Raw genomic sequence first — 21,529 nt, 5'->3', positions numbered from 1 at the left:
GACTTAGAGCTTAGCATCTTCTTTGAGACGTTTTAGCAGTGCGGCTTTATGTTTCCGCTCTAAAGCACGATTAGATATTTTCGCCTCAAAGTCAGATATTTTTCTTGTACCCAAAAGTACATTTATAAACGTGAAGACAGCGGCAGCTAACAAAAAGCCCGCAGCCCTCAGCGTCCAAGTGATAAGGTTCAACTCAGGCACGAAAGGCGCAACATAAAAGAGCACACCAACAACAGTCGTGGACAAAACGAAAAAAAGATCTATAAGTATCAACCTCAAGACTTTTGCATCAACAATCGATTCCAATCGACGTTTTTCCTCACGGTTGATACCCTTCAGCTTCTTCATGTCATTGAATTTGAAAATTAGCTGAGTTACGAATGTCACAGGGGCTAAGATCAGCCCCATTATCACCAATGGCATAACAGGCTTATCTTGCGGAACAAATTTCCCAACAAGCCCCAAAAAATATGCAGAGCACAAGCATATGGCCAACATTGTTATCAGCCACAAACTTGATGCACCTACATTACTCTTTGACCTATTCACTCTACACTCTCTAAAGTTGAATCAATTTCGGTGGAAGATATTTTTGATACTAGCCACTTATGCATTTCATGATACAACACGCTCTCATCAATAAGCCCATTATCCATATACTTGACATTAATGCTACCTGAAAGTTTCAACTCGTCTCCTTTTATCTTTCCACCGCCCTGAAGGTTGATCACGACGTCAGATTCTGGAGTGTGTCGTAAGCTGGTAGCGACAGAGTCAATAACCTTCTGTCCAATTTTCGTGGTTTTTCTGAGATAGGTTATTTCAAGAGCCACATGGATATTCGCCTCGTCCAAGGAATCTTCAAGGTCTAATCTTTCCAAAAACCCTTCAGGCAAGGCGGCTTTTAGAATTGATGCTGCCATACCATGAGGAACAAACCTGACTTTACTAGCATGAGTCTCTTCAGTCTCTGTTCTAACAACTTCTGCTTTCTTAGGTTCAGATGGGTCAGTATGGATTTCTGTTGTTAGCGGAGCCCCAAGCTTGATACTTTTAACCGGAAGCGCTTGCATTTTTTTGTAAACGGACTCAGCCGGCTTATCTTTCAAAACCAACATAGTGTTGGCTGGAATAGTGCCAGTGCAAGTCCCCAACAACCATGCCAAATGAGCTTCTAATTCACGACTCTTTAGCGCAGTCGACTGCATCACAATCATGTGATTATCTATTACACCGAAATAGAGAATAGATTCCAAAAACTCACGTCTTTTTTTTGCCACAGCTGCCTTATCAACAACTGCAACAGGCTCATCATCTTTCGACTTAGATTCATCAGGAATGAGATCAGACGCCAATGCACCAATGGAATAAAAATCTGCATCATCATCAACGGTAATGAACGGCTGCTGCTTTCCCGACTCTAAAAAAACAAGCTGACCAAACGTCATCCCATTGCTATCGCCGAACTTATTAACAAAAATAACGGCTGTGTCATTCCCATTGATTTGTTGTTGACGCTGACTTGGTTTCGCTGCGCCGCCAGTTTTACTAAGCGCAGTTTGTAGCGAAACCTGGAGATTAACCTCCCCCGTAATAAATACACTTTTATAGTGAATAGACTTAGTCTTGGCTACCATTTTACTCCCCTGTATAAAAAACAATGCAAGACCGAATTCACTTAATTAAAAGTCAGCAAACACATATTAGTAAAGCAAGAACCGCTCAGTAATAAATTATTTGAATAAGTGCGACCTTTATACTTCCCACCATCCATAACTCTTTCGACTTCTATTCCATTGCCCTGCGTTAACGCCACGACAGCTCGCTGAGCAAGATGGGAGGCGTGACGGCTGCGCAGAGAATTTTGAGGCTCCATGGAGGTATTCCAGGCGACGTTAATGCGGTCACACTTAAATTCCAGCTTCATCGCAATAATTTCGTCACCAAACGTATAACGGGTAGTCATGCACCCTGGTGCATCTTCCTCTCGGGCTTTTCTGAAGACGGGAGCATCGACTGCCTTTACGATTGCTAACTCTCTCACCTGACTGACATCAGCCGAAGAAGTCGACATAAAAGTAAGGAGCAGGCAGGTAGTCCCTAGCATCGCTTTGAGCATGGATCACATCCCTATGTCACCTGAGGTCGTGGCACCCCATTAGCCCTGTGCTTGAGCTTCAATGGGGCGGATCATCGGCGTCCTTGCATGATTGATCCGTTCTTAATGGGTACAGATTATGCTGGCCGTTTAGTATCGGCAAGAGCTTCAGTCAAATCCTTGAGGCGCTGCTCGACATCCATTAAGCGTTTCTTTTCCTCAGCAGCGCTTTGTATCTCCCGCTTCCCGGCCTCTCCAAGCGAGCGGAACAGCTCAAGGATGGCCTCCTCCTGCTGATTAACGGTTTGCGTTTCCAATGGTTCAGCCGAAACACCCAGACACATAGATCCTTCGCCAGTCAGCAACCAATCCAGACTTATACCCAAATGGGTGCGAATAGCCGCCATCGCTTTTGCATTGGGCTCACGCTCGCCCAATAGGTAGTTCTGAAGCGTCCTGTAAGGGATACCCACTACCTCTGAGGCCTCCTTTATAGACATGCCTCTGTCATCGATTACGCTGCGCAGACGAGCGGCTATACTCATTTTTTCATGAATTCCAATTGACGCACCCGTTTTGGTGCGTATACTGCGAACAAACAGGTACATCTTAACCAACTAGGAACACTCGAACCATGAGCCAAGCCATGGAAAAGCGTCAGATCCAAGCACGACTGATCGAGCGCGGCAGTAACTTCCGGCAGTTCGCCCTAAGCCATGGCTACGAGGTGCGCACAGTGACGCAAGTGGTTCAGCGTTGGGCGGGAAACAACAAGCTGCCCCGCGGCAGGTTGACGTTCCAAATCCTACGAGACCTGTCTCGGATGATCGGCAAAGAAATATTGCCGGGAATCCTCGCGGAAAGCGCCGAGCAAAACTCAGCACCGGCTGTATGAAACGACTGTAGGGGCGATGACTCCAGGGAGAAACCAGAAGATGAAACGCCCAGTTCTAGCGACCAAGCGCCAAGTCATGAGTGCAGTGATCAACGACTACGAAGGTGGCCGTGAATGCGCTGCAGCCCGCCTTGGATACGAACTCAAGAAGTTCGATAACCATATCTACGAAAACGCCGGCAGTCGGCCTCTGAGCGATGAACAGATTCATCTGTTAGAGCAGGACATGGGCACCACCTACCTGCCGGAATACATCGCGGCGATGTACGGCGGCATGTTCGTCCCCCTCGCCAAGCCTGAAACATTGGACAACGTAGACCTCTACAACCGCTCAGTACGTGCTGCAGCCAAGCGCGGTGTGGTCGACCAGATCATTGCGAAGGCATTGGACGACGGCGTCATTGAACGGGACGAAGCCGAGGCGATTTTGCGCGCTCACAGCCATTACATGGCGGCCCGTCACTCTGAAGTTCTGGCAACGATTCTGCTGCATAGCCGGGGGCCAAAGCATTGAGCACCTACAAGCTGGTCTGTCCCTGCTGCGGCAGCTCGATGCGCATCCGGACCTCCGAGGGGCAGACCCCTTGCTTCCGTTCGATGTACTCGGAATGCACCAACCTGCTGTGCGGCGCCACGTTTTCCGGCTCTTTGGTTTGGGAATACCAGCTGAGCCCATCAGGCATCGAGCGCCCCCTTACCGTTCTGCCCATGGCGCCCACCAAAGTGCGCCTCCTTGCTCGACAGAACCTCACGGCAAAAAACGATCAACCCGACCTGTTGGACCAACTGGATATGGAGGCCGCAACTGTATGAACACCGTCGCCCTGACTACCAACCCCGCTACCGACTACCGCGCCGCGATGCAGCAAGCAGCCGTGGCGTATCTATACCGGCGCCGTTGTGAGCATCTTGCCGGTGACAGCCAGCTCTTAGAGAACTGCACCAGGTACTTGACCCTGTCGCTTGAAGTGCCCACGCACCTGGTGCAACGCATCGCAGAGCTGGCAGTGGCTGAGTTCGAAAGCATGACGTGCAAGCGTATTGCCTGGCTGGGCATCTATCCCACCAGCGGCCCGTTCCGTCCGGTGATCTGGCTGCTCGATAACTGCACGCAACAGCGACACCCCATTTCAGCACGCCTGCTTCCTACACGCCTGCTGCTGACTCGCAACATCCCGCACTAATCCAAAACCCTCCCTGTTTGATGCCCGCACCGCGTGGGTAGGGGAAATTTGCAACTTACTGGTGGCCGAAATGAGCAAAATCACCATAAAACTGGAGCTGGACGAACTACAGGCGCAGCACTACCTGTTGTGGTTGACCAGTCAGTACGAAGTCACGATGGCTGATATTTGGTACTCCGACCGCTACCGGAATGTGCCAACTGGTCAGCGAGCGCCAAAGGTGCTTGAGGACTTGCCCTACCTGGCAGGCATCTGCAAGACGCGCAGCGAGCTGAAAAAACAGCTCGTTGTTACGGTCGCGGAGCATGTGCAGTGATTCGCAAGCCCATGGAAGACAAGATCCGCGCTGATGTGCTTCAGCGCCTGGAGTCTGATTACGGCCTTCAGCACATGAAAGGCACGCACTACATGCGCAAGGGCACCTGCCCACAGTGCAATCAGAAACGGTTGTTTTCGCGCCACGATGAACCCTGGTTCATCCGCTGTGGCCGCGAAAAAAATTGCCGGTACATGGCTCCCACCAAAGAGCTTTACCCGGATCTGTTCGACGACTGGAGCAAGCGTGCACCGGCCACCCGTGACGAGCCTGCCGCCAGCGCAAAAGCGTACCTGACGTTTGCCCGAGGTTTCCGCGTTGAGCTGATAGAGGGCTGGTACACCCAGGAAAGCTACTTTGATCGCGACCTGAATATTGGCTCTGCCACCGTGCGCTTTCCGCTGGAGCACGGTGGGTACTGGGAGCGCTTGATTGATCAACCGTCGCGCTTCGGTAAGAAGAAGGCCCGCTTCCAACCTCTCAAGAGTTACAGAGGGCACTGGTGGTGCCCGCCGTGCCTGGATCTACTTGAAGTGGAAGAGCTGTGGATCGTTGAAGGCATCTTCGACGCTATCGCGCTCATTCAAAACGGTATCTCTGCGGTTGCTGCCCTTTCCTCAAACGCCTTTCCAGAGGAGTCACTGAGGGCGCTGATCGCCGCTCGCGGCGGCAAAACACCCAAGTTGGTTTGGGCTCTGGACAACGAGCCAGGCGCTCACAAGTACACCCGTATGTGGGTCAACCGTGCCCGTGAACTTGGCTTTACCTGCGACGCAGCCCAGATATCACAGCCTGACGCCCGCAAGGTTGACTGGAACGATCTGCATCAACGCTGGGCATTTATCGACGATGAAAAAGTCCGTGCTGATCGCATAGAAACGGACCTGAAAGAAGCCCGCCATCAGGGTGCCCTGCTGATCGCAGAAAGTGCCAGCGATAAGGCGTTGCTGATGTACCAGTGGCGCGAACGGGAGGAATTTCACTTCTGTTTCGACTCCCGCCTGTACTGGTGGAAATTGGACCTGGCGAAATACAACAGCGCCAAACAGGCCCTTGAAAAGAGCGACGGCCACGAAGCCCAAACACTCAGCGAAAAGCAGCTTCGGGAGAAGGCGCTGAACGTCGCCGGCTGCGTCGTCGAGATCGCCAACTGTTACCCCAAAGCCCTCTATTTCCAGCGCAACGAGATTACCGACGAGTCCTGGTACTTCTTCCGCGTGGACTTCCCTCACGACGGCGGTTCCGTGAAAAACACCTTCACCGGCGGCCAGGTCGCCGCCGCTAGCGAATTCAAAAAAAGACTTCTCGGCATGGGTGCCGGAGCCGTGTTCACCGGCAGTGGACAGCAATTGGACAAACTCATGAAAGACCAGCTTTTTGGCATCAAGACCGTTCAGACCATCGACTACGTGGGCTACAGCAAGGAATACCACTGCTACGTGTTCAACGACGTCGCCATCCGCGAAGGCCAGGTGATCCACATCAACGAGGAAGAGTTTTTTGAGATGGGCAAGTTGAAGCTCAAGACTCTGCAAAAGGGTGTGAAGATCGATCTGGAAAAGGATGGCAAAAAATACGATGACCAGTGGCTAGGGCTTCTGTGGCAGTGCTTTGGTGCCCAGGGCATCGTGGCGTTGACCTTCTGGTTTGGCTCGCTGTTCGCCGAACAGATCCGCAGCCGGTATCAGTCGTTTCCTTTCCTTGAGGCCACAGGTGAGGCCGGCGCCGGCAAGACCACGCTGCTAACTCTGCTGTGGAAACTCGCAGGCCGCGACGGATACGAAGGGTTCGACCCGTCCAAATCCACCAAGGCCGGCCGCAGCCGCTTGATGGGCCAGGTATCCGGCATGCCCATCGTGCTGCTGGAATCAGACCGCAGCGGCGACGACAAGTCTCACGCCAAAACCTTCGAATGGGACGAACTCAAGGATTACTACGGCGGCGGCACCCTGGCGACCAAGGGTGTAAAAACCGCCGGTAACGAAACCTACGAACCACCGTTTCGGGGCACCATCGCCATCAGCCAGAACGCCCCTGTGGTGGCGTCAGAGGCGATCATGACCCGGATCGTAAAGCTGCACTTTGTGCGACCGAACGTCACCGCTGAAAGCCGTGCGGCGGCAGATCGGCTCAATGCGCTGGAAGGTTCGAGACTCAGCAACTTTGTGTTGCAGGCCGTGCGTAAAGAGCTGGAGGTGATGGAGCTGTTCAGCCAGCGGATAGCGGGCTACGAGGCGAAGTTACGCAATCTGCACTCCCACTGCTTTGCCTGCGACACCCCATTTAAAGGCGAGCACAGCGAATGTAGCCATTGCGGCAACAAGCTGCGCGGCTACATCCGGGTGGAGCGGATCAACAAGAACCACGCCCAAATGCTCACCCTGCTGGACTGCCTTTGCATGGTGGTGCCGCTCACCGACGCACAGGTCGAGCACACCCGCTCGCAGATCATCCGCATGGCAATTGAACGTCAGGCCTCGATCAGCTCCGACCATCCGGTGGTGGCTGAATTCTGGGAAGTTTACGAATACCTGGAAGGCCTCGACGCCGATGGCCCGGTGGTCAACCACAGCAAGAAAGACCACGTCATCGCCATCAATCTCAACGACTTCGTGAAATGCGCGGCAGAGAACCGGCAAAAAATCGCCGACGTCAGCGAGCTGCGCGAACGCTTGAAAGACTCCCGCTCGCGGAAGCTGCTCGACATCAACAAGGCGACTGACAGCGCGGTACGGGCTCACCAGGCCAGTAAAACCAACGCGGTAATAACCAAGCAACCCATCGTCAAGTGCTGGCACTTCCAGGCCTGACACATCAACAGCTTTACCCGTCAGGCGCTGCAACGTCTGTCACCACCCAAAGGAGAAGCACCATGCACGTACAAGTCATCACCGGCGACGGCCAACAGGGGGAGACCAACCGCCTTCGGCACTTGAAGGAGCTGAAGGCCTGGTTTAACGAGTCGGGGAAAATTGTTCACGCCGAAGCCTACGACCCGGCCGGCCTGGTCGCGACCCTTGAGGTCCGCGCGGTCAGCGACAAAGAAATCCTGGTACTTGAGTGCAGCCGGGAACAGATCCAGGCAGTCCTGGATTGGCAGTCAGCAACTGATGAGGTTGTCGACTTTGAAAACCTGCTGCTGCACCTGGTGCGCAAGCAAAACCCAATCGGCGAATGCCAGTAAGAAGGTGGTGCCGAGGGGCTGCAACCCCTCGACACCGACCACCCAAAGGAGAAGCACCATGCAAGTGAATCAACCCCAAGGCGGCACCGCAGAGGCTACCACAACACCGCTCGCTGTCGGCGACAAGGTCTGCTACGTCGCTATGACTGGTGGAGGCCGGGAATACCGTCTCAGCGCGTGTACGGGCGTGATCGTAGAGATCGATGGAAACGTTGCCACCGTGCGTGCAACGACCGGTTCCACCATCACCAAACCGCTCGACAAGCTGACTCCCGACGGCCAGCCCAACGCGCTTACATGCATGCTCATGGGAGGTTAGCGGATGATCGTGTCCCTTCTACTTTACCTATGCACGGATGCGACCCGGACGAATTGCCAGGTGGTGAAAGCCGATAGCTGGGATGGCCCTTACGCCTACGAACAATGCATTGAGGTCCTGCCGCGACTTACAGAGGCGTTGACTGCGCCCAACCGGGAACGACACAGGTTCGTTTGCGAGATACAGGGTGATGGAGCGAAACCCGCAGAGCATAAGGCTCAACCGGCATTCATCCATCAATCGTTTTGGATGTGAGGGATTCATCATGAATACAGCGTTTATCCTGATGGCCCAATACGAGGGCCAGGCGATTATCTCGCTGGAGTTGGTGTGTCGGGATTATTTCACGCATCTGACGCCGGAGATGTTCCAGCGCAAAGTGATGAGCGGTCAGATCAAGCTGCCCATCACCCGCCTGGAGCCGAGCCAGAAGTCGGCCAAGGGCATTCACCTCACCGACCTGGCCGCGTACCTGGACCTGCAGCGCGCGGCCGCAGTTAAAGAGCACAACCAGCTCAACGGGTTAAAACACGCCTTTTGAGCCATTTCATTGATGCGGCGCCCAGTTGGACGGGCGCCCTCAATATCTTTTCATGCCATTCCCAGCCCACATATCGGTCACCCTTGCCGCGCAGGTGGGTGTATCGCCGCATCGAGTTCCAATCCCGATGGCCGGATACGCTCGCCACACGTGGGATGTCCCAGTCCATTTCAAACAGGCGGCTGATGCCTTCATGGCGTAGGTCATGGAAGTGCAGATCCGCAATTTCTAGGAACCTGCACGCTTTCGCCCAGGATGTAGAGATTGATTCAGGGCTGTAGGGGAAGATGTCGTCGCCTGCCTTGGGCATTGTCTGAAGGATGTGCCACGCCTCGTCCGGCAAATAACACCAAACGTCGTTGCCGATCTTCTGCCCGGGGTTTTTCATGTCACGCACCAGCACCCGCTGGCCAGCCTCGTCGAGGTCCGCCCAGCGAATACGGGTTATTTCATCCAGGCGACGCGTGGAGAACAGAGCAAAGCCCACGACCTTCAACATATTGGTGACTGTCGGGCGTCTCACCTGCATGTCTTGGTAGTGCTTCAGCACCTTTCCCAGCTCGTCCAACGTCGGCCGGCGATCACGCTCCCGGCTTTTCAAGTTATAGCCCAGCTTGCGCAGCACTCGACGGGCGCCTCCCATAGCCAGCGGATCGACCTGGTAGCCCCATGCGTCTTTGGCGATCGACAGAACAGCACCGAGATGCGCCAAGTCGTTGCCGGCTGTTTGCGGCTGAACCCCACCACCCTCTCGGCTCATTCTCCAGAGAGCGAAGTCGACCAGGCACTGAGTGTTAATATCGGTATCGTTCAACTTGCCAAAGTCCGTTTCGCCGATGGCGGTGAGAGTGCCCTTCTTGGTTTTGCCCAACGGCCGGGCCTTCCCTACCTCCAGCAGGTATTGGTCGATCATCTCTTTGACAGTGACACCCTTGCGGCTCGTTCGCTCAATCGCACCTGGTTCATCCAGCTCTGCCCCGCGCTTACGCGCCCAGGCCTGGGCGGCCTGTTTTCGGGCGAAGGTCTGGCTCTCTTGGTAGACTTGCACTCCGTCGCGCTTGATGCGGATCTGAGCCGTGTAGCTCACCGTCCCATCCGCCAGTTTTCTTGCCCTGATAGTCGCCATAAGGAAAGTGGTACGCGTCAGTTTTGAAGTGGTACATCGTACCACTGAGCCCTCAAAAACGCCTGAAAACGCCCGAAATACCGCCCAGAACACGTTGAAGAAAATGCTAGATAAACAGAGCTTTAGCCCCACAGAATCAAGCCCCGCGCTGTCTCGGCGCTTTAGCGTTGCGCCCATGATGGACTGGACCGACCGCCACTGCCGGTTCTTCCTGCGCCTGCTCTCCAAGCACGCCCTGCTCTACACCGAGATGGTCACCACCGGCGCGATCCTGCACGGCGACCACGACCGCTTCCTGCGCCACAACGAAGCCGAGCATCCGCTTGCACTGCAGCTGGGCGGCAGCGTCCCCGCGGACCTGGCCGCCTGCGCGCGTATGGCTGAGGCTGCCGGTTACGATGAAGTGAACTTGAACGTCGGCTGCCCGAGTGATCGGGTGCAGAACAATATGATCGGCGCGATCCTGATGGCGCACCCTGCCCTAGTGGCGGATTGCGTGAAGGCGATGCGGGATGCGGTGTCGATTCCGGTGACGGTGAAGCATCGTATCGGGATCAATGGGCGGGACAGTTATGCCGAGTTGTGTGACTTCGTCGGGACGGTGAGGGATGCCGGGTGCACCAGTTTTACGGTGCATGCGCGGATTGCGATTCTGGAGGGGTTGTCGCCGAAGGAGAATCGCGATATTCCGCCGTTGCGCTATGACGTGGCGGCGCAGTTGAAGCAGGATTTCCCGGAGTTGGAGATTGTGCTGAACGGTGGGATTAAGACGCTGGAGCAGTGCCAGGCGCATTTGCAGGTGTTTGATGGGGTGATGTTGGGGCGGGAGGCTTATCACAACCCGTATTTGCTGGCGGAAGTGGATCAGCAGTTGTTTGGGAGTACGGCGCCGGTGGTTGGTCGGGCGGAGGCGTTGGCGCTGTTGCGGCCTTATATTGCGGAGCATTTGGCCAGTGGTGGGGTGATGCATCACATTACTCGGCATGTGTTGGGATTGGGGACGGGTTTCCCTGGGGCGCGTAAGTTTCGGCAGATGTTGTCGGTGGATATTCATAAGGCGAGTGATCCGTTGGCGTTGTTGGATCAGGCGGGGGAATTGTTGGAGGGGCGGTGATGGTTTTTGGGTGTCAGGGGGTTATTTGGGGCTGACAGGCCGCTTTCGCGAGCAAGCCCGCTCCCACAGTTTTGGGTGATGGGTGTCAGGGGGATGTTTGGTGGCTGGGCGGGCGTTATCGCAGGCAAGCCAGCTCCTACCTTTTGACCGGGGTGGTCATCGGGCAGTTGGGTTGAACCTGTCGGCGGTTTTGGTCTCCTAGTTAGCAGTACGGCCGGTGATTCAAACGGCTGTTTTCAGGTTGTTGCCCTCGCAAACGATCGAACGCATTTGCGCCCTTGAGCGCCTGCCGGCGCTCGGGTAATGTCATCAGACCCACAGGACAGAGCACGCCCATGACTTCCAAGCTGGAACAACTCAAGCAATTCACCACCGTTGTAGCCGATACCGGCGACTTTTCCACCCTCGCCAAGCTCAAGCCGCAAGACGCCACTACCAACCCTTCCCTGCTGCTCAAGGCCGCTTCGATCCCAGGCTATGCCAAGCTGCTGGATGAGTGCGTGAAGGACTGCAACGGCGACGTGGGCCTGGCCAGCGACCGTTTTGCGGTGGCGGTAGGTCAAGAGATTCTGAAAGTCGTGCCGGGCCGTATTTCCACTGAGGTGGATGCGCGCCTGTCGTTCGACGAAGCCGCCATTCTCAAGCGTGCGCACCGTCTGATCGACCTGTACGACAAAGCCGGCGTCAGCCGTGACCGTGTGCTGATCAAGATCGCCTCCACCTGGGAAGGCATCCGCGCGGCGGAGAAGCTGGAAAAAGAAGGCATTCAAACCAACCTGACGCTGCTGTTCTCGTTTGCCCAGGCCGTCGCCTGTGCCGAGGCTGGCGTGTTCCTGATTTCGCCGTTCGTGGGCCGTATCTACGACTGGTACAAGAAGGCCAACGGTAACGACTACACCGGTTCCGATGATCCGGGCGTGCAGTCGGTGACGCGCATCTACAACTACTACAAGGCCAATGGCTACAAAACCGTGGTGATGGGTGCGAGCTTCCGTAACCTGAGCCAGATTGAAGAACTGGCCGGCTGTGATCGCCTGACCATCAGCCCGGACCTGCTGGAGAAGCTGGCGGCCGATGAAGGCAAGCTGGAGCGCAAGTTGGCGCCAGGCCACGCCGGTGAAGCGCGGGTGCATTTGACTGAAGCGCAGTTCCGTTGGGAGTCCAACGAGGATGCCATGGCGACTGAGAAGCTGGCCGAGGGGATTCGTCAGTTTGCTCGGGACCAGGAGAAGCTTGAGGCGCTGTTGACTGCCAAGCTGTAAAAGCGGCGGTAGCAAAAAGGGCGGCACCCTCACGGGTGCCGCCCTTTTTTGTGCCTTTCGCTGGTCTCAAGCCGGTCACAGTTCAAACTGTGGGAGCTGGCTTGCCTGCGATAGCGGTGGGTCAGTAATGAATAGGTGGCTGACACACCGCTATCGCAGGCAAGCCAGCTCCCACATTTGGATTGGGTATCAACTCTGGGAGTTAGTGGCGTTCCAGGGCGTTCACGAGGTCATGGAAGGCTTCGCGGTTGGACTCGTTCAGGCCCATCAGGATCTTGTGCGCTTCGAGCACCTTGACCCGTACCACTTCTTCAGACTGGTCTTGCGACGGCAGGTCGGTCAGGCATTCCGGGCACGGGATCGGGCGGTCAACGATGTTGAACACCTGGTCGAAGCCCATGGACTGCAGCAGCCGGGTGATGTCTTCGTGGGTGGTGACCACAGTCGGCAACAGGCCGACCTTCTGCCGAGACAGAATGGACAACTTGGCCAGCAGGCCCAGGGTGGTGCTGTCGATGCTGCGGGTTTCGGTCAGATCGATCACGATCGCCGAGAAATTCAGGGCAGTGAAAATCCGCTCAATCGTTGCATCCAGCGCCGAACACAAGGTCAGGCGCACTTCACCGACAAACTTCAGGACGAAGGTCCCGTCTTGCTCGGCGAATTGGATTCTTCCGGTACTCATCAAAGATTCCTGCTCAACACCAATAGGGCGATATCATCCGGCATCTCCCCTAGCGTGGCCAATCCAAAAACCTGCCGCAGGCCATCCAGGCTGCCGCCCGCCGACTTGACCTTTTCAGGCAAGGCGGCTTCTTTCTCTTTGAGTGTAGGCTCTGGAAGCAGGTCCAGGATGCCGTCGGACATCAGCGTCAGGCTGAAGGTCGGCGGCAGTTCCAGGATGTGGTCTTCGTAGGTGGCTTCATTGAACAAGCCCACCGGCAGACCACGGCCTTCCAGGTAACGCACACTGTCTGGAGTGTATAAAACCGGCATCGGCAGGTGACCGCCGATGCTGTAGGTCAAAAGACCGGTTTCTTCATCTATAACGCCGCCGACCATCGTTACGTGCTTGCCCAGCTTGCAGCTGATCAGGCCTCGGTTGATGTGGCCCAGCACCTCGGAGGGGGTGAACTCCGGCAAGGTGCCATTGCGCTTGGATTCGAACAACAGCCGTGTGGTCATGAACTTCAACAACACGGTGACAAAAGCTGAGGATGCACCGTGGCCGGAAACGTCGGCCAGGTAGAACGCCACACGCCGCTCATCCACACGGAAATAGTCGACAAAATCACCCGACAGGTACAGCGACGGGATGATCTGGTGCGCGAACTTGAACTCATCAATGGTCCAGGGGCTCACCGGCAGCATGTTCATCTGCACCTGGCGACCGGCGTTCTGGTCTTCCTGAAGCAGGTTGAGGCTGGCTTCGAGTTCGCGGTTGGCGGTTTCGAGCTTTTCGCGGTAGCGCTGGTTTTCGAGCAGCAGGCGGGCACGGTCCAGTGCGCGGCGCACCGAGTGCTCCAGCACGGCCAGGTCTTCCAGGGGCTTGATCAGGTAATCGGCGGCGCCCAGGCGCAGGGCCTCGACGGCATCGTTCATCACGCCGGCACCGGACACGACAATCACCGGCGTCTGCGGGGCGAGCTCAGTCACCTGTCGAATCAGCTCGAGGCCGCCCATCTGGGGCATGCGCAGGTCGCAGATCACAAGGTCGGGCTTGTCGCGCTCGAATACCTGGAGACCCTGTTGGCCATTGCTGGCCTGCAGGACGCTGAAGCCACTGTCTTCCAAATAGGCCGCGAGGCTCGCGCGCACTACTTCGTCGTCATCGATTATCAGCAGCGTGGCACTGGTTTTTTGCATGTGGGCAAACGGCGCCAGAATTAGGTTGGCGTAGGCGGCTCGGCAATGGCCGGGCTCACGTACTGGATTCGCTTTCTAGCCACTCTGTCCTACAAAGCATTGGGATTTCGCCCATGCACAACGGTAAAGCAGAGGTGCCCTTCTAAGGCGCAGACGGTACTCCCATCCGTCAGGGGTTTCAAGCTCATGCCGATGGTCGCCGGGCGTCTTTACACCGCAAATCACCGGGAGTTATAAGAACACCCACGACCACAACACAAAGTAAGGATGGAACCCGTGAGCGAACACGAGCGCGACTACGCCGAAAAACGCGATTTCATCCGCATGCGAGTGGATGCCGATGTGTCGCTGATCCACGCCGGACAGGAGATTGCCGGGGTCTGCGTGGACCTCTCCAGCTCCGGCATGCAGGTTCAAGCACCCCGCCAGTTTCAGGTGGGCGACCCGTTGACCGTGCGCATTGACTCGGAGCACGCCGCCCTCGCGGGCCTGGAGGCAGATACCGAAGTGGTGTGGGCCAAAAACGAGGGCGAGCGCCAGCACCTGGGCCTCAAGATCCTGAAAATGCACTAAAAGCCGCGCACAAAAAAGGCGACCACTCGGGTCGCCTTTTTCATTTCAAAACGTCACGGCTTAAAAATCGTCGACGACCTTGCCGTCTTTGACCTTGAACTCGCGGTTCTGCAGGTAAGCGTTACGGATGAAGGTGTACTTGTCACCGGTGATCAGCTTCTCGCTGTCGAGCAGGCTGGCACGGGTATCGACGATGTTCAGGCCGAAGGTGCTGTTACGCCAGCCGATGTCGTTCATGTAGCGATACGGTTGGGTGTAGCTGTCGACGTATTTGGACGGCGCATCACGCAAGGTGCTTGGGCCGAGCAGCGGCAGCATCACGTAAGGACCGCTGCCGACGCCCCAGTAACCGAGGGTCTGGCCGAAGTCTTCATCGTTGCGTTGCAGCCCCATTTTGGTGCCGACATCAATAAAGCCCAACACGCCAAAGGTGGTGTTCATCAGCAAACGGGCAGTGTCGACACCGGCCGCGTGCGGCTTGAGCTGGAAAACGTCGTTGGCAAAGTTGCCGACATCACCGATGTTGCGGAAAAAGTTATGGATGCCGGTCTGGACGAATTGCGGGGTGACAAACTGATAGCCCTGGGCCAATGGCTTGAGCGCGTAAGTGTCAACGGTGTCGTTGAAGGTGAAGATCGGACGGTTAACGGCTTCCCATGGATCATCTTCCGACGCAGCGTTAGCGGCGAACGGGGCCAAAAGAACAGTGGCACACACAGATAGCTGAGCGAAATAGTGGCTCCAGCGCATAGCTTTGGCTCCTTGAATGGTCTGTCATGGGCGCTATGCCCTGAATAAGGCCGTCAGTATATGACGGAAGTGTCGAATAAGGCATCCAGTAGGATCGCTCTCATAGGAAATGCACAAAATTCCTACAATTACTGCCGATGTCACGCGCTTGTCATCCAGCCCCGATAGCGTCACAGCTATTTCAGGGATGTTGAAAATGCCTCACGCCGAGATTGCCGTCGCCAGCGCACCCTCCTTGACTGCCGTACTGTTTGGCCTTAGTGGCTGCCTGGTGGATTTTGGTTCCCTGGCGCGCACCGATAGCCCTTGCCCCGACTCTCACGCCACACCTGGCGCGCTGAAAATCCTGCGCAGCCTCAAAGACCAGGGCGTGCCCTGCGCCTGGCTGGATGAACTCCCTGGCGCGGTAACCACCCCTCTGGCCGCCGTGCTGCCTGAGTGGCTCAAAGCCGCATCGCCCTCCTCGATTCGCTGGCCGGCGCCGCATGCGTGCTGGCAGGCCTTGATGGAGTTGAACATCGAACGCCTTGAAGGCTGCGTGCTGGTCAGCGGCGAACCACGCTTGCTGCAATCGGGGCTCAATGCCGGGTTGTGGACCATTGGCCTGGCGTCCTGCGGCTCACTGTGCGGCCTGGCGCCCGAACAATGGCAGGCGCTGACCGAGCAGCAACGCGAGCACAAGCGCGCCAAGGCCACGGTGGCGCTGTATGGCTTGGGCGTGCATTCGGTGATCGATCACCTCGGCGAGCTCGGCACCTGCCTGGCGGACATCAGCCTGCGCCAGCTCAAAGGCGAGAAGCCCTGATCGAGATCATGCACGGTCGGCGCCGGTGGATTAATCTACTGCTCAGCCCGTAGACCTTTCCCGGCGTGCCGCGGTCTATGCCAGTGCCTATCGATAAAAGGAAGAACGCCATGCCTGCCCGCGAACAGTTGAAAGACCAAGTCAGAGAATTGCGCGAGCAATTGAATAGCGACCCGCTGATGTCGGCGGAGAAACGCGACGAACTCGAAGCATTGATTGCCGAACTTGAAGTTCAAGAGCCCTTGGAAGGCGCGATCCAGGACCCCAGCATTGCCGATGGCGTGAACCTGGCGGTGGAACGCTTCGAGCTGGACCACCCAGGCATTGCCGGGACCTTGCGCAATATTGTGGTGACGCTGGGCAATATCGGGATCTAACCCGAGCTCAAGCCGAACACACAACCAAAATGTGGGAGCGGGCTTGCCTGCGATGACGGTGTATCAGTCGCCAGATGTATGACTGAAAGACCGCTATCGCAGGCAAGCCCGCTCCCACATTTGTTTTGCGTGAACGCTACTGGCGGGCCAGGCGCAGGTTCTGGAACTGCATGGCCTCAGTGCTGCGATAAGGGTTGATATCCAACCCGCCGCGGCGCACATAGCGCGCATACACGGTCAGCTTCTGCGGCTTAAGCAAACGCTGCAGGTCGAGAAAGATCCGCTCCACACATTGTTCATGGAAGTCTGAGTGCTGGCGAAAGCTGACGATGTATTCGAGCAGGCTGGCGTGATCCAACGCGTGGCCACGGTACTCGACCACCACACTGCCCCAATCCGGCTGGCTGGTGACTGGGCAATTGGATTTGAGCAAGTGGCTGTGCACGCTCTCCTCGACAATGCGCGAGTCATCGCAACGCAGCAGTTCCGGGCGCGGGTGTTCGTAGTTGCTGACGCTGATGTCGAGGTCGTCAATGCATGCGCCCGGCAGGGCTTGCACGCCTTCGGCTTCAACCTCGGCCAGGCTGCGGATGCGCACGCTGACCGGCTTGCCGGCGGCAGCGCTGAGGTCGGTGCGCAGTGTCGCTTCCAGGCTGGCCGTGTCGGCAAACGCGGTCTGGTTCAGCGAATTGAGATACAGCTTGAAAGACTTGGACTCGATGATGTTCGGCGAGTCGGCCGGGATGCTGAACTCTGCGATAGCCACTACCGGCTTGCCCGATGGCAGCAGCCAGGACAGCTCGAAGCAGTTCCAGAAATCCACACCTTTATACGGCAGGGTTTCGGCGCTCAGGCCCAGCTCGGCCCACTTGGCGGCACGAGGGATCGGGAACAGCAACGACGGGGTGTACGTGGAGATGTATTCACTGGACTTGCCCAGCGGCGAATGTTCGGCTGCGGGATGCATGGCGGAAACCTGGCTAAATAAACCGCGCCAGTCTACCAGCCTTTGCCCCCGCCCTTAAGAATCGCCTCACTCAACGGTCAGTGTGCCGACCATGCCCGCCTGGTAATGCCCCGGAATGTTGCAGGCAAACTCAAGGCCCGTGGCCTTGGTGAAGGTCCAGGTCAGCTCGGCGGTCTTGCCCGGCTCGACCAGCACGCTGTTGGGATCGTCATGCCGCATGCCCGCCATATCGCCGTGCCCCATTGCACTGTGGTCCATCTTGCCCATGCCGGTGGCGGTGAGCATGCCGCTGGCTTGCATCTTGAGCATTTCTTTCTGGTGTTCGGCGTGCATCGCCGCGTCGCCCAGGTTGAATTCGTGAAGCAATTGGCCTTTGTTCACCAGCACAAAGCGCACGGTCTCACCGGCTTTTACGTCCAACGCCTTGGGCGAAAAGGAAATGTCCTGCAGCACCACTTCTACCGTGCGCGTGGCTTTATCGGCGGCGGCTGGCTGGCCGAAGGCGAAAGTGTGGGCCGTGTCCGCCAGCGCATCAAAACTCAATGCCAACAGGCAACCCGCCAATATCAGAGGTATACGCAGCGCCATGTCGATTCTCCAAAAGTGTGTGAACAGCTCTGTCAGCACTCTAAGATGGCGCCGCTGCCAGCCAGCTGACTGCTAGATTACAACTTTGTCAGGTTGCGCCCCTGCCCTGGCACCCACGGTATAAAGCCCGTTGTTCACCGCTGCCAAGAGTCGTCCATGAAACTGCTGATCGTCGAAGACCAACCGAAAACCGGCCATTACCTGCGCCAGGGCCTGAGCGAGGCGGGCTTTACCACCGAACTGGTGGCCGACGGCACCACCGGGCAGCACTTGGCACTGACCGGTGATTACGACCTGTTGATCCTCGACGTGATGCTGCCGGGCCGCGACGGCTGGCAAATTCTGCAAGCGGTACGCGGCGCCGGCCTGGACATTCCGGTGCTGTTCCTCACCGCCCGCGATGCCGTGGAAGACCGCGTGCACGGCCTGGAACTGGGCGCCGACGATTACCTGGTCAAGCCTTTTGCCTTTTCCGAACTGCTGGCCCGCGTGCGCAGCCTGTTACGCCGTGGCAGCAGCACGCCACAGGAAACCGCGCTGCAACTGGCCGACCTGCGCCTGGACCTGATCCGCCGCCGCGTCGAACGCGACGGCCAACGCATCGACCTCACCGCCAAGGAATTTTCCCTGCTGGAACTGCTGCTGCGCCGCCAGGGCGAAGTACTGCCCAAATCGCTGATTGCCTCGCAGGTGTGGGACATGAACTTCGACAGCGACACCAACATTATCGAAGTGGCCATCCGCCGCTTGCGCCTGAAAATCGACGACCACTTCCCCAACAAACTGATCCACACCGTGCGCGGCATGGGTTATGTGCTGGAGGAGCGGTGCAATTGATCAAGCGCCTGTCCCTGGCCAGCCGTCTGGCGCTGCTGTTTGCGGCGTGCACCGCCGTGGTGTCGTTGCTTGCCGGCGTGCTGTTCAACCACGCCAGTGAGGCGCACTTTATCGAGCTGGACCAGCAACAACTCGACAGTCAACTGGTGGCGCTGCGCAGCACTTTGCAGGGGGTCGACTCGCCACCATTATTTGCACAACGCGAAGCGCAACTGCGCGCCGAGCTCAATCGCCAACCCGAACTGGCGCTGCGCGTTACTGCCCAGGGCCAGCGCTGGTTTGACGGCGCGCCCGGCATCAGCCTGCCTGAAGCGCCGGGCTTGCACAGCCTGCAAAATGCCGGGACTGAGTATCGCGTCTACAACGCGCCGCTGGTCGCCGGCCAACCCGGCTCGCCGCAATTGACGCTGATGCTCGACATCACCCATCACCAGCACTTCCTGCAACGCATGCAGCACCTGATCTGGCTGACCGTCGGCCTCTCGGCCCTGGCCACCGCGCTGCTCGGCGCCTGGGCCGCGCGCAGCGGGTTGCGGCCGCTACGGCGCATGGGTGAAGTGGCCGCCAGCGTGTCGGCGCACTCCCTGACCCAACGCCTGCCCCAGCAACACATGCCGGTGGAGTTGGCTGAACTGGCCCAGGCCTTCAACGCCATGCTCGGGCGCCTGGACGACGCCTTCCAGCGCCTCTCGGCCTTCTCCGCCGATATCGCCCACGAACTGCGCACGCCCCTCTCCAACCTGCTGACCCACACCCAAGTGATCCTCACCCAGCCGCGCCCGCTGGAGGATTACCGCGAGGCACTGCACAGCAACCTCGAAGAGCTGCAATGGATGGCGCAGTTGGTGAATGACATGTTGTACCTGGCCAAGGCCGACCACGGCTTGCTCATGCCCAAGCGCGAGGCTCTGGTGCTGGACGATGAAGTGGAAGCGTTGATCGAGTTCTTCGCGTTGCTGGCCGAGGACGCGCACGTCAGGCTGGTGCGCGAGGGCACGGCGCATACGGCGGGTGATCGCGGCATGTTGCGCCGGGCGTTATCGAATTTGCTCGATAACGCGCTCAGGTTTACCCCGGCCGGTGGCGAGGTGCGGGTGCGGATGGTTGAGACCGAGCGAGGTGTGACGCTGGCCGTGGAAAATACCGGGGAAGGTATTCCTGCGGCGTTGTTGCCGAAGTTGTTTGATCGGTTCTACAGGGCCGACCCGGCGCGCCGAGAAGGCAGCAGCGAGCATGCGGGGCTGGGGTTGGCGATTACCCAGTCGATTGTGCGGGCACATGGCGGGAGGATTTATTGTGAGTCTGAGGTGGGGCGGACGCGGTTTGTGATTGAGTTGCCCAAGGGGGATTGATGCAAGCTGGGCCGGCCGCTTCGCGAGCAAGCCCGCTCCCACATTTGTCCGTGTACATCCTTTGGAAAGCGGTCGAATGTGGGAGCTGGCTTGTATGCGATAGCGGTCTCAGCCCTTACGAATACCTGAGCGCATGCGCCGGCTCAATCTTCGCCGCCCGATACGCCGGGTAAATCGTCGCCAAAAAGCTCAACACAAACCCGGCCGTGCAAATCAGCAGCACATCCCCACCCTGCAGTTCCGAAGGCAGGTTGCTGACGAAATACACGTCCGAACTGAAGATATGTTGCCCGGTCACGCGCTCCAGCCAACCCACCAGTTCGCTCACGTTCAGCGCCGCAATCACGCCCAGCACGCCGCCGATCAAAGTGCCGACGATGCCGATCACGGTGCCCTGCACCATGAAGATCGCCATGATCTGCCGGGGCGTGGCGCCAATGGTGCGCAAGATCGCGATGTCGGCGCCCTTGTCGTTCACGACCATGATCAAGGTGGCGATGATGTTGAACGCGGCGACGGCGACGATCATCAGCAGCAACAGGCCGATCATGGTCTTTTCCATCTTCATCGCGCTGAACAGGCTGCCCTGGGTGTGGGTCCAGTCATCCGGCTTGTAGGCCGCGCCGAGGCTGGCGGCGATGTCCGCCGAGACCTTCGGTGCCGCGTACAGGTCTTTCACCGCCAGGCGCACGCTTTGCACCTGGTTCGGCTGCCAATGCTGGATTTCGGCGGCGTCGGCCATGTTGATCAGGGCCATGGAGCCATCCAACTCGGCGCCGACCTTGAAGATACCGACCACGTTGAGCCGCTGCATGCGCGGGGTGATGCCACCCGGCGCCGTGCTGATTTCCGGCACGATCAGGGTCAGCTTGTCACCCACGTTCAGGCGGAAGCGCCGTGCAGTGATGTCGCCGATGACCACACCGAACTCGCCGGCTTTCAGGTCGTCCAGTTTGCCGCGCACGATGTGCTGGGCCACGATCGAGACTTTGCCTTCCTGGGCCGGGTCGACGCCGCTGATCTCGATCGGCTGCATCGCGCCCTTGTAGGAGAACATCCCGTCCATCTGCGTGAATGGTACGGCGGCAGTCACTTGCGGGTTCTTCATGGCGGCGGCGGCCACCGGCTGCCAGTCATCAATCGGGTTCACGCCGACGATGGTCGCGTGGGGCACCATGCCGAGGATGCGTGAGCTCATTTCGCGCTGGAAGCCGTTCATCACCGACAACACCACGATCATCGCCAACACGCCCAGGGCGAGGCCGATCATCGAGGTCATCGAGATAAACGAAACAAAACGGTTGCGGCGCTTGGCGCGGGTATAGCGCGTGCCGATGAAAATCGATAACGGTCTGAACATTCGCGGGCACCGTTT

At 57.6% G+C, this 21,529-nt stretch carries 27 protein-coding genes; 16 read left to right on the top strand and 11 right to left on the bottom strand.

Features of this window, described 5'->3' with window-relative positions:
• Positions 1 to 3 precede the first annotated feature (3 nt).
• The 4 genes from C4J83_RS08175 to C4J83_RS08160 form a co-directional block, all read right to left on the bottom strand.
• Positions 4 to 549 carry a hypothetical protein gene (locus C4J83_RS08175; RefSeq protein ID WP_124416738.1) on the bottom strand — a complete coding sequence of 182 codons (546 nt, stop codon included), beginning with the start codon at positions 547 to 549 and terminating at the stop codon, positions 4 to 6.
• Positions 546 to 1,637 carry a hypothetical protein gene (locus C4J83_RS08170; protein ID WP_124416737.1) on the bottom strand — a complete coding sequence of 364 codons (1,092 nt, stop codon included), beginning with the start codon at positions 1,635 to 1,637 and terminating at the stop codon, positions 546 to 548. The genes C4J83_RS08175 and C4J83_RS08170 overlap by 4 nt, the downstream gene beginning before the upstream one ends.
• A gap of 41 nt (positions 1,638 to 1,678) precedes the next feature.
• Positions 1,679 to 2,119: a hypothetical protein gene (locus C4J83_RS08165; protein WP_124416736.1), complete on the bottom strand. Its 441-nt coding sequence runs from the start codon at positions 2,117 to 2,119 to the stop codon at positions 1,679 to 1,681.
• 116 nt (positions 2,120 to 2,235) lie between these two features.
• A complete protein-coding gene (locus C4J83_RS08160) occupies positions 2,236 to 2,706 on the bottom strand; it encodes a helix-turn-helix domain-containing protein (protein ID WP_124416735.1) in 471 nt (156 codons plus the stop codon).
• Positions 2,707 to 2,744: 38 nt separating this feature from the next.
• On the opposite strand from C4J83_RS08160, the gene C4J83_RS08155 reads away from it, so the two are divergent.
• From C4J83_RS08155 to C4J83_RS08110, 9 genes are all read left to right on the top strand, one after another.
• Positions 2,745 to 2,993: a helix-turn-helix domain-containing protein gene (locus C4J83_RS08155; protein WP_044483570.1), complete on the top strand. Its 249-nt coding sequence runs from the start codon at positions 2,745 to 2,747 to the stop codon at positions 2,991 to 2,993.
• A 40-nt stretch (positions 2,994 to 3,033) separates the two neighbouring features.
• Positions 3,034 to 3,507 carry a YmfL family putative regulatory protein gene (locus C4J83_RS08150; RefSeq protein WP_014717543.1) on the top strand — a complete coding sequence of 158 codons (474 nt, stop codon included), beginning with the start codon at positions 3,034 to 3,036 and terminating at the stop codon, positions 3,505 to 3,507.
• Positions 3,504 to 3,806 (top strand): ogr/Delta-like zinc finger family protein, encoded by a 303-nt coding sequence (locus C4J83_RS08145; protein WP_057704571.1) that lies wholly within the window; start codon positions 3,504 to 3,506, stop codon positions 3,804 to 3,806. The genes C4J83_RS08150 and C4J83_RS08145 overlap by 4 nt, the downstream gene beginning before the upstream one ends.
• Positions 3,803 to 4,177 (top strand): hypothetical protein, encoded by a 375-nt coding sequence (locus C4J83_RS08140; RefSeq protein ID WP_124416734.1) that lies wholly within the window; start codon positions 3,803 to 3,805, stop codon positions 4,175 to 4,177. Before C4J83_RS08145 ends, C4J83_RS08140 begins: the two co-directional genes overlap by 4 nt.
• Before the next feature lie 70 nt (positions 4,178 to 4,247).
• Positions 4,248 to 4,493: a hypothetical protein gene (locus C4J83_RS08135; protein ID WP_124416733.1), complete on the top strand. Its 246-nt coding sequence runs from the start codon at positions 4,248 to 4,250 to the stop codon at positions 4,491 to 4,493.
• An 11-nt stretch (positions 4,494 to 4,504) separates the two neighbouring features.
• Positions 4,505 to 7,303, top strand: a complete 2,799-nt coding sequence (locus C4J83_RS08130) for a toprim domain-containing protein (protein ID WP_177416170.1) — start codon at positions 4,505 to 4,507, stop codon at positions 7,301 to 7,303.
• A 62-nt stretch (positions 7,304 to 7,365) separates the two neighbouring features.
• On the top strand, positions 7,366 to 7,677 hold the full coding sequence (locus C4J83_RS08125; RefSeq protein ID WP_124416731.1) for a hypothetical protein: 312 nt from the start codon (positions 7,366 to 7,368) through the stop codon (positions 7,675 to 7,677).
• Positions 7,678 to 7,735: 58 nt separating this feature from the next.
• The gene (locus C4J83_RS08120) at positions 7,736 to 7,996 is read left to right on the top strand and encodes a hypothetical protein (protein WP_124416730.1); all 261 of its coding nucleotides are present in this window, start codon (positions 7,736 to 7,738) and stop codon (positions 7,994 to 7,996) included.
• A 265-nt stretch (positions 7,997 to 8,261) separates the two neighbouring features.
• Positions 8,262 to 8,537, top strand: coding sequence for a pyocin activator PrtN family protein (locus C4J83_RS08110; protein WP_124416728.1), 276 nt, complete (start codon positions 8,262 to 8,264; stop codon positions 8,535 to 8,537).
• Here C4J83_RS08110 and C4J83_RS08105 read toward each other — a convergent pair.
• Positions 8,512 to 9,663 (bottom strand): site-specific integrase, encoded by a 1,152-nt coding sequence (locus tag C4J83_RS08105; RefSeq protein WP_124416727.1) that lies wholly within the window; start codon positions 9,661 to 9,663, stop codon positions 8,512 to 8,514. The genes C4J83_RS08110 and C4J83_RS08105 overlap by 26 nt on opposite strands.
• A gap of 103 nt (positions 9,664 to 9,766) precedes the next feature.
• Here C4J83_RS08105 and dusA point away from each other — a divergent pair, with 103 nt between their 5' ends.
• Together dusA and tal are read left to right on the top strand one after the other, a co-directional pair.
• Complete coding sequence (dusA, locus tag C4J83_RS08100; protein WP_124416726.1) at positions 9,767 to 10,777, top strand: tRNA dihydrouridine(20/20a) synthase DusA; 1,011 nt, start codon at positions 9,767 to 9,769, stop codon at positions 10,775 to 10,777.
• Between the two features lie 335 nt (positions 10,778 to 11,112).
• The gene (gene tal / locus C4J83_RS08095; RefSeq protein ID WP_106576911.1) at positions 11,113 to 12,039 is read left to right on the top strand and encodes a transaldolase; all 927 of its coding nucleotides are present in this window, start codon (positions 11,113 to 11,115) and stop codon (positions 12,037 to 12,039) included.
• A 202-nt stretch (positions 12,040 to 12,241) separates the two neighbouring features.
• Here the strand turns inward: tal and rssC are convergent, their stop codons facing one another.
• Both rssC and rssB read right to left on the bottom strand, forming a co-directional pair.
• Positions 12,242 to 12,724 (bottom strand): anti-sigma factor antagonist RssC, encoded by a 483-nt coding sequence (rssC, locus tag C4J83_RS08090; protein WP_003172602.1) that lies wholly within the window; start codon positions 12,722 to 12,724, stop codon positions 12,242 to 12,244.
• Positions 12,724 to 13,905 (bottom strand): two-component system response regulator RssB, encoded by a 1,182-nt coding sequence (gene rssB, locus C4J83_RS08085; RefSeq protein WP_064451404.1) that lies wholly within the window; start codon positions 13,903 to 13,905, stop codon positions 12,724 to 12,726. Before rssB ends, rssC begins: the two co-directional genes overlap by 1 nt.
• Positions 13,906 to 14,181: 276 nt before the next feature.
• Between rssB and C4J83_RS08075 the strand changes: the two genes are divergently transcribed.
• A complete protein-coding gene (locus C4J83_RS08075; RefSeq protein WP_106576914.1) occupies positions 14,182 to 14,478 on the top strand; it encodes a PilZ domain-containing protein in 297 nt (98 codons plus the stop codon).
• Between the two features lie 60 nt (positions 14,479 to 14,538).
• Here C4J83_RS08075 and C4J83_RS08070 read toward each other — a convergent pair whose 3' ends face one another.
• On the bottom strand, positions 14,539 to 15,228 hold the full coding sequence (locus C4J83_RS08070; protein WP_106576915.1) for an MlaA family lipoprotein: 690 nt from the start codon (positions 15,226 to 15,228) through the stop codon (positions 14,539 to 14,541).
• Positions 15,229 to 15,424: 196 nt separating this feature from the next.
• Here C4J83_RS08070 and pcrP point away from each other — a divergent pair, with 196 nt between their 5' ends.
• Both pcrP and C4J83_RS08060 read left to right on the top strand, forming a co-directional pair.
• Positions 15,425 to 16,033, top strand: coding sequence for an HAD superfamily inactivated hydrolase PcrP (gene pcrP, locus C4J83_RS08065; RefSeq protein WP_124416725.1), 609 nt, complete (start codon positions 15,425 to 15,427; stop codon positions 16,031 to 16,033).
• A gap of 110 nt (positions 16,034 to 16,143) precedes the next feature.
• Positions 16,144 to 16,410: a DUF4404 family protein gene (locus C4J83_RS08060; protein WP_106576917.1), complete on the top strand. Its 267-nt coding sequence runs from the start codon at positions 16,144 to 16,146 to the stop codon at positions 16,408 to 16,410.
• 136 nt (positions 16,411 to 16,546) lie between these two features.
• Here the strand turns inward: C4J83_RS08060 and queF are convergent, their stop codons facing one another.
• Together queF and copI are read right to left on the bottom strand one after the other, a co-directional pair.
• Positions 16,547 to 17,377 (bottom strand): NADPH-dependent 7-cyano-7-deazaguanine reductase QueF, encoded by an 831-nt coding sequence (gene queF, locus C4J83_RS08055; protein WP_124416724.1) that lies wholly within the window; start codon positions 17,375 to 17,377, stop codon positions 16,547 to 16,549.
• Positions 17,378 to 17,443: 66 nt separating this feature from the next.
• Complete coding sequence (gene copI / locus C4J83_RS08050; RefSeq protein ID WP_124416723.1) at positions 17,444 to 17,965, bottom strand: copper-resistant cuproprotein CopI; 522 nt, start codon at positions 17,963 to 17,965, stop codon at positions 17,444 to 17,446.
• A 156-nt stretch (positions 17,966 to 18,121) separates the two neighbouring features.
• Between copI and C4J83_RS08045 the strand changes: the two genes are divergently transcribed.
• Together C4J83_RS08045 and C4J83_RS08040 are read left to right on the top strand one after the other, a co-directional pair.
• Positions 18,122 to 18,802 (top strand): heavy metal response regulator transcription factor, encoded by a 681-nt coding sequence (locus C4J83_RS08045; protein ID WP_119739214.1) that lies wholly within the window; start codon positions 18,122 to 18,124, stop codon positions 18,800 to 18,802.
• Entirely contained in the window at positions 18,799 to 20,154 is a 1,356-nt protein-coding gene (locus C4J83_RS08040) for a heavy metal sensor histidine kinase (RefSeq protein WP_124418842.1), read from the top strand. The genes C4J83_RS08045 and C4J83_RS08040 overlap by 4 nt, the downstream gene beginning before the upstream one ends.
• Before the next feature lie 115 nt (positions 20,155 to 20,269).
• Here C4J83_RS08040 and C4J83_RS08035 read toward each other — a convergent pair whose 3' ends face one another.
• Complete coding sequence (locus C4J83_RS08035; RefSeq protein WP_106576921.1) at positions 20,270 to 21,514, bottom strand: lipoprotein-releasing ABC transporter permease subunit; 1,245 nt, start codon at positions 21,512 to 21,514, stop codon at positions 20,270 to 20,272.
• Between the last annotated feature and the right edge of the window lie 15 nt (positions 21,515 to 21,529).

The organism is Pseudomonas sp. LBUM920, assembly GCF_003852315.1.
GTDB lineage: Bacteria > Pseudomonadota > Gammaproteobacteria > Pseudomonadales > Pseudomonadaceae > Aquipseudomonas.
The sequence above is the reverse complement of the archived record's forward strand: the minus strand, read 5'-3'. Positions and strand labels throughout refer to the sequence as shown.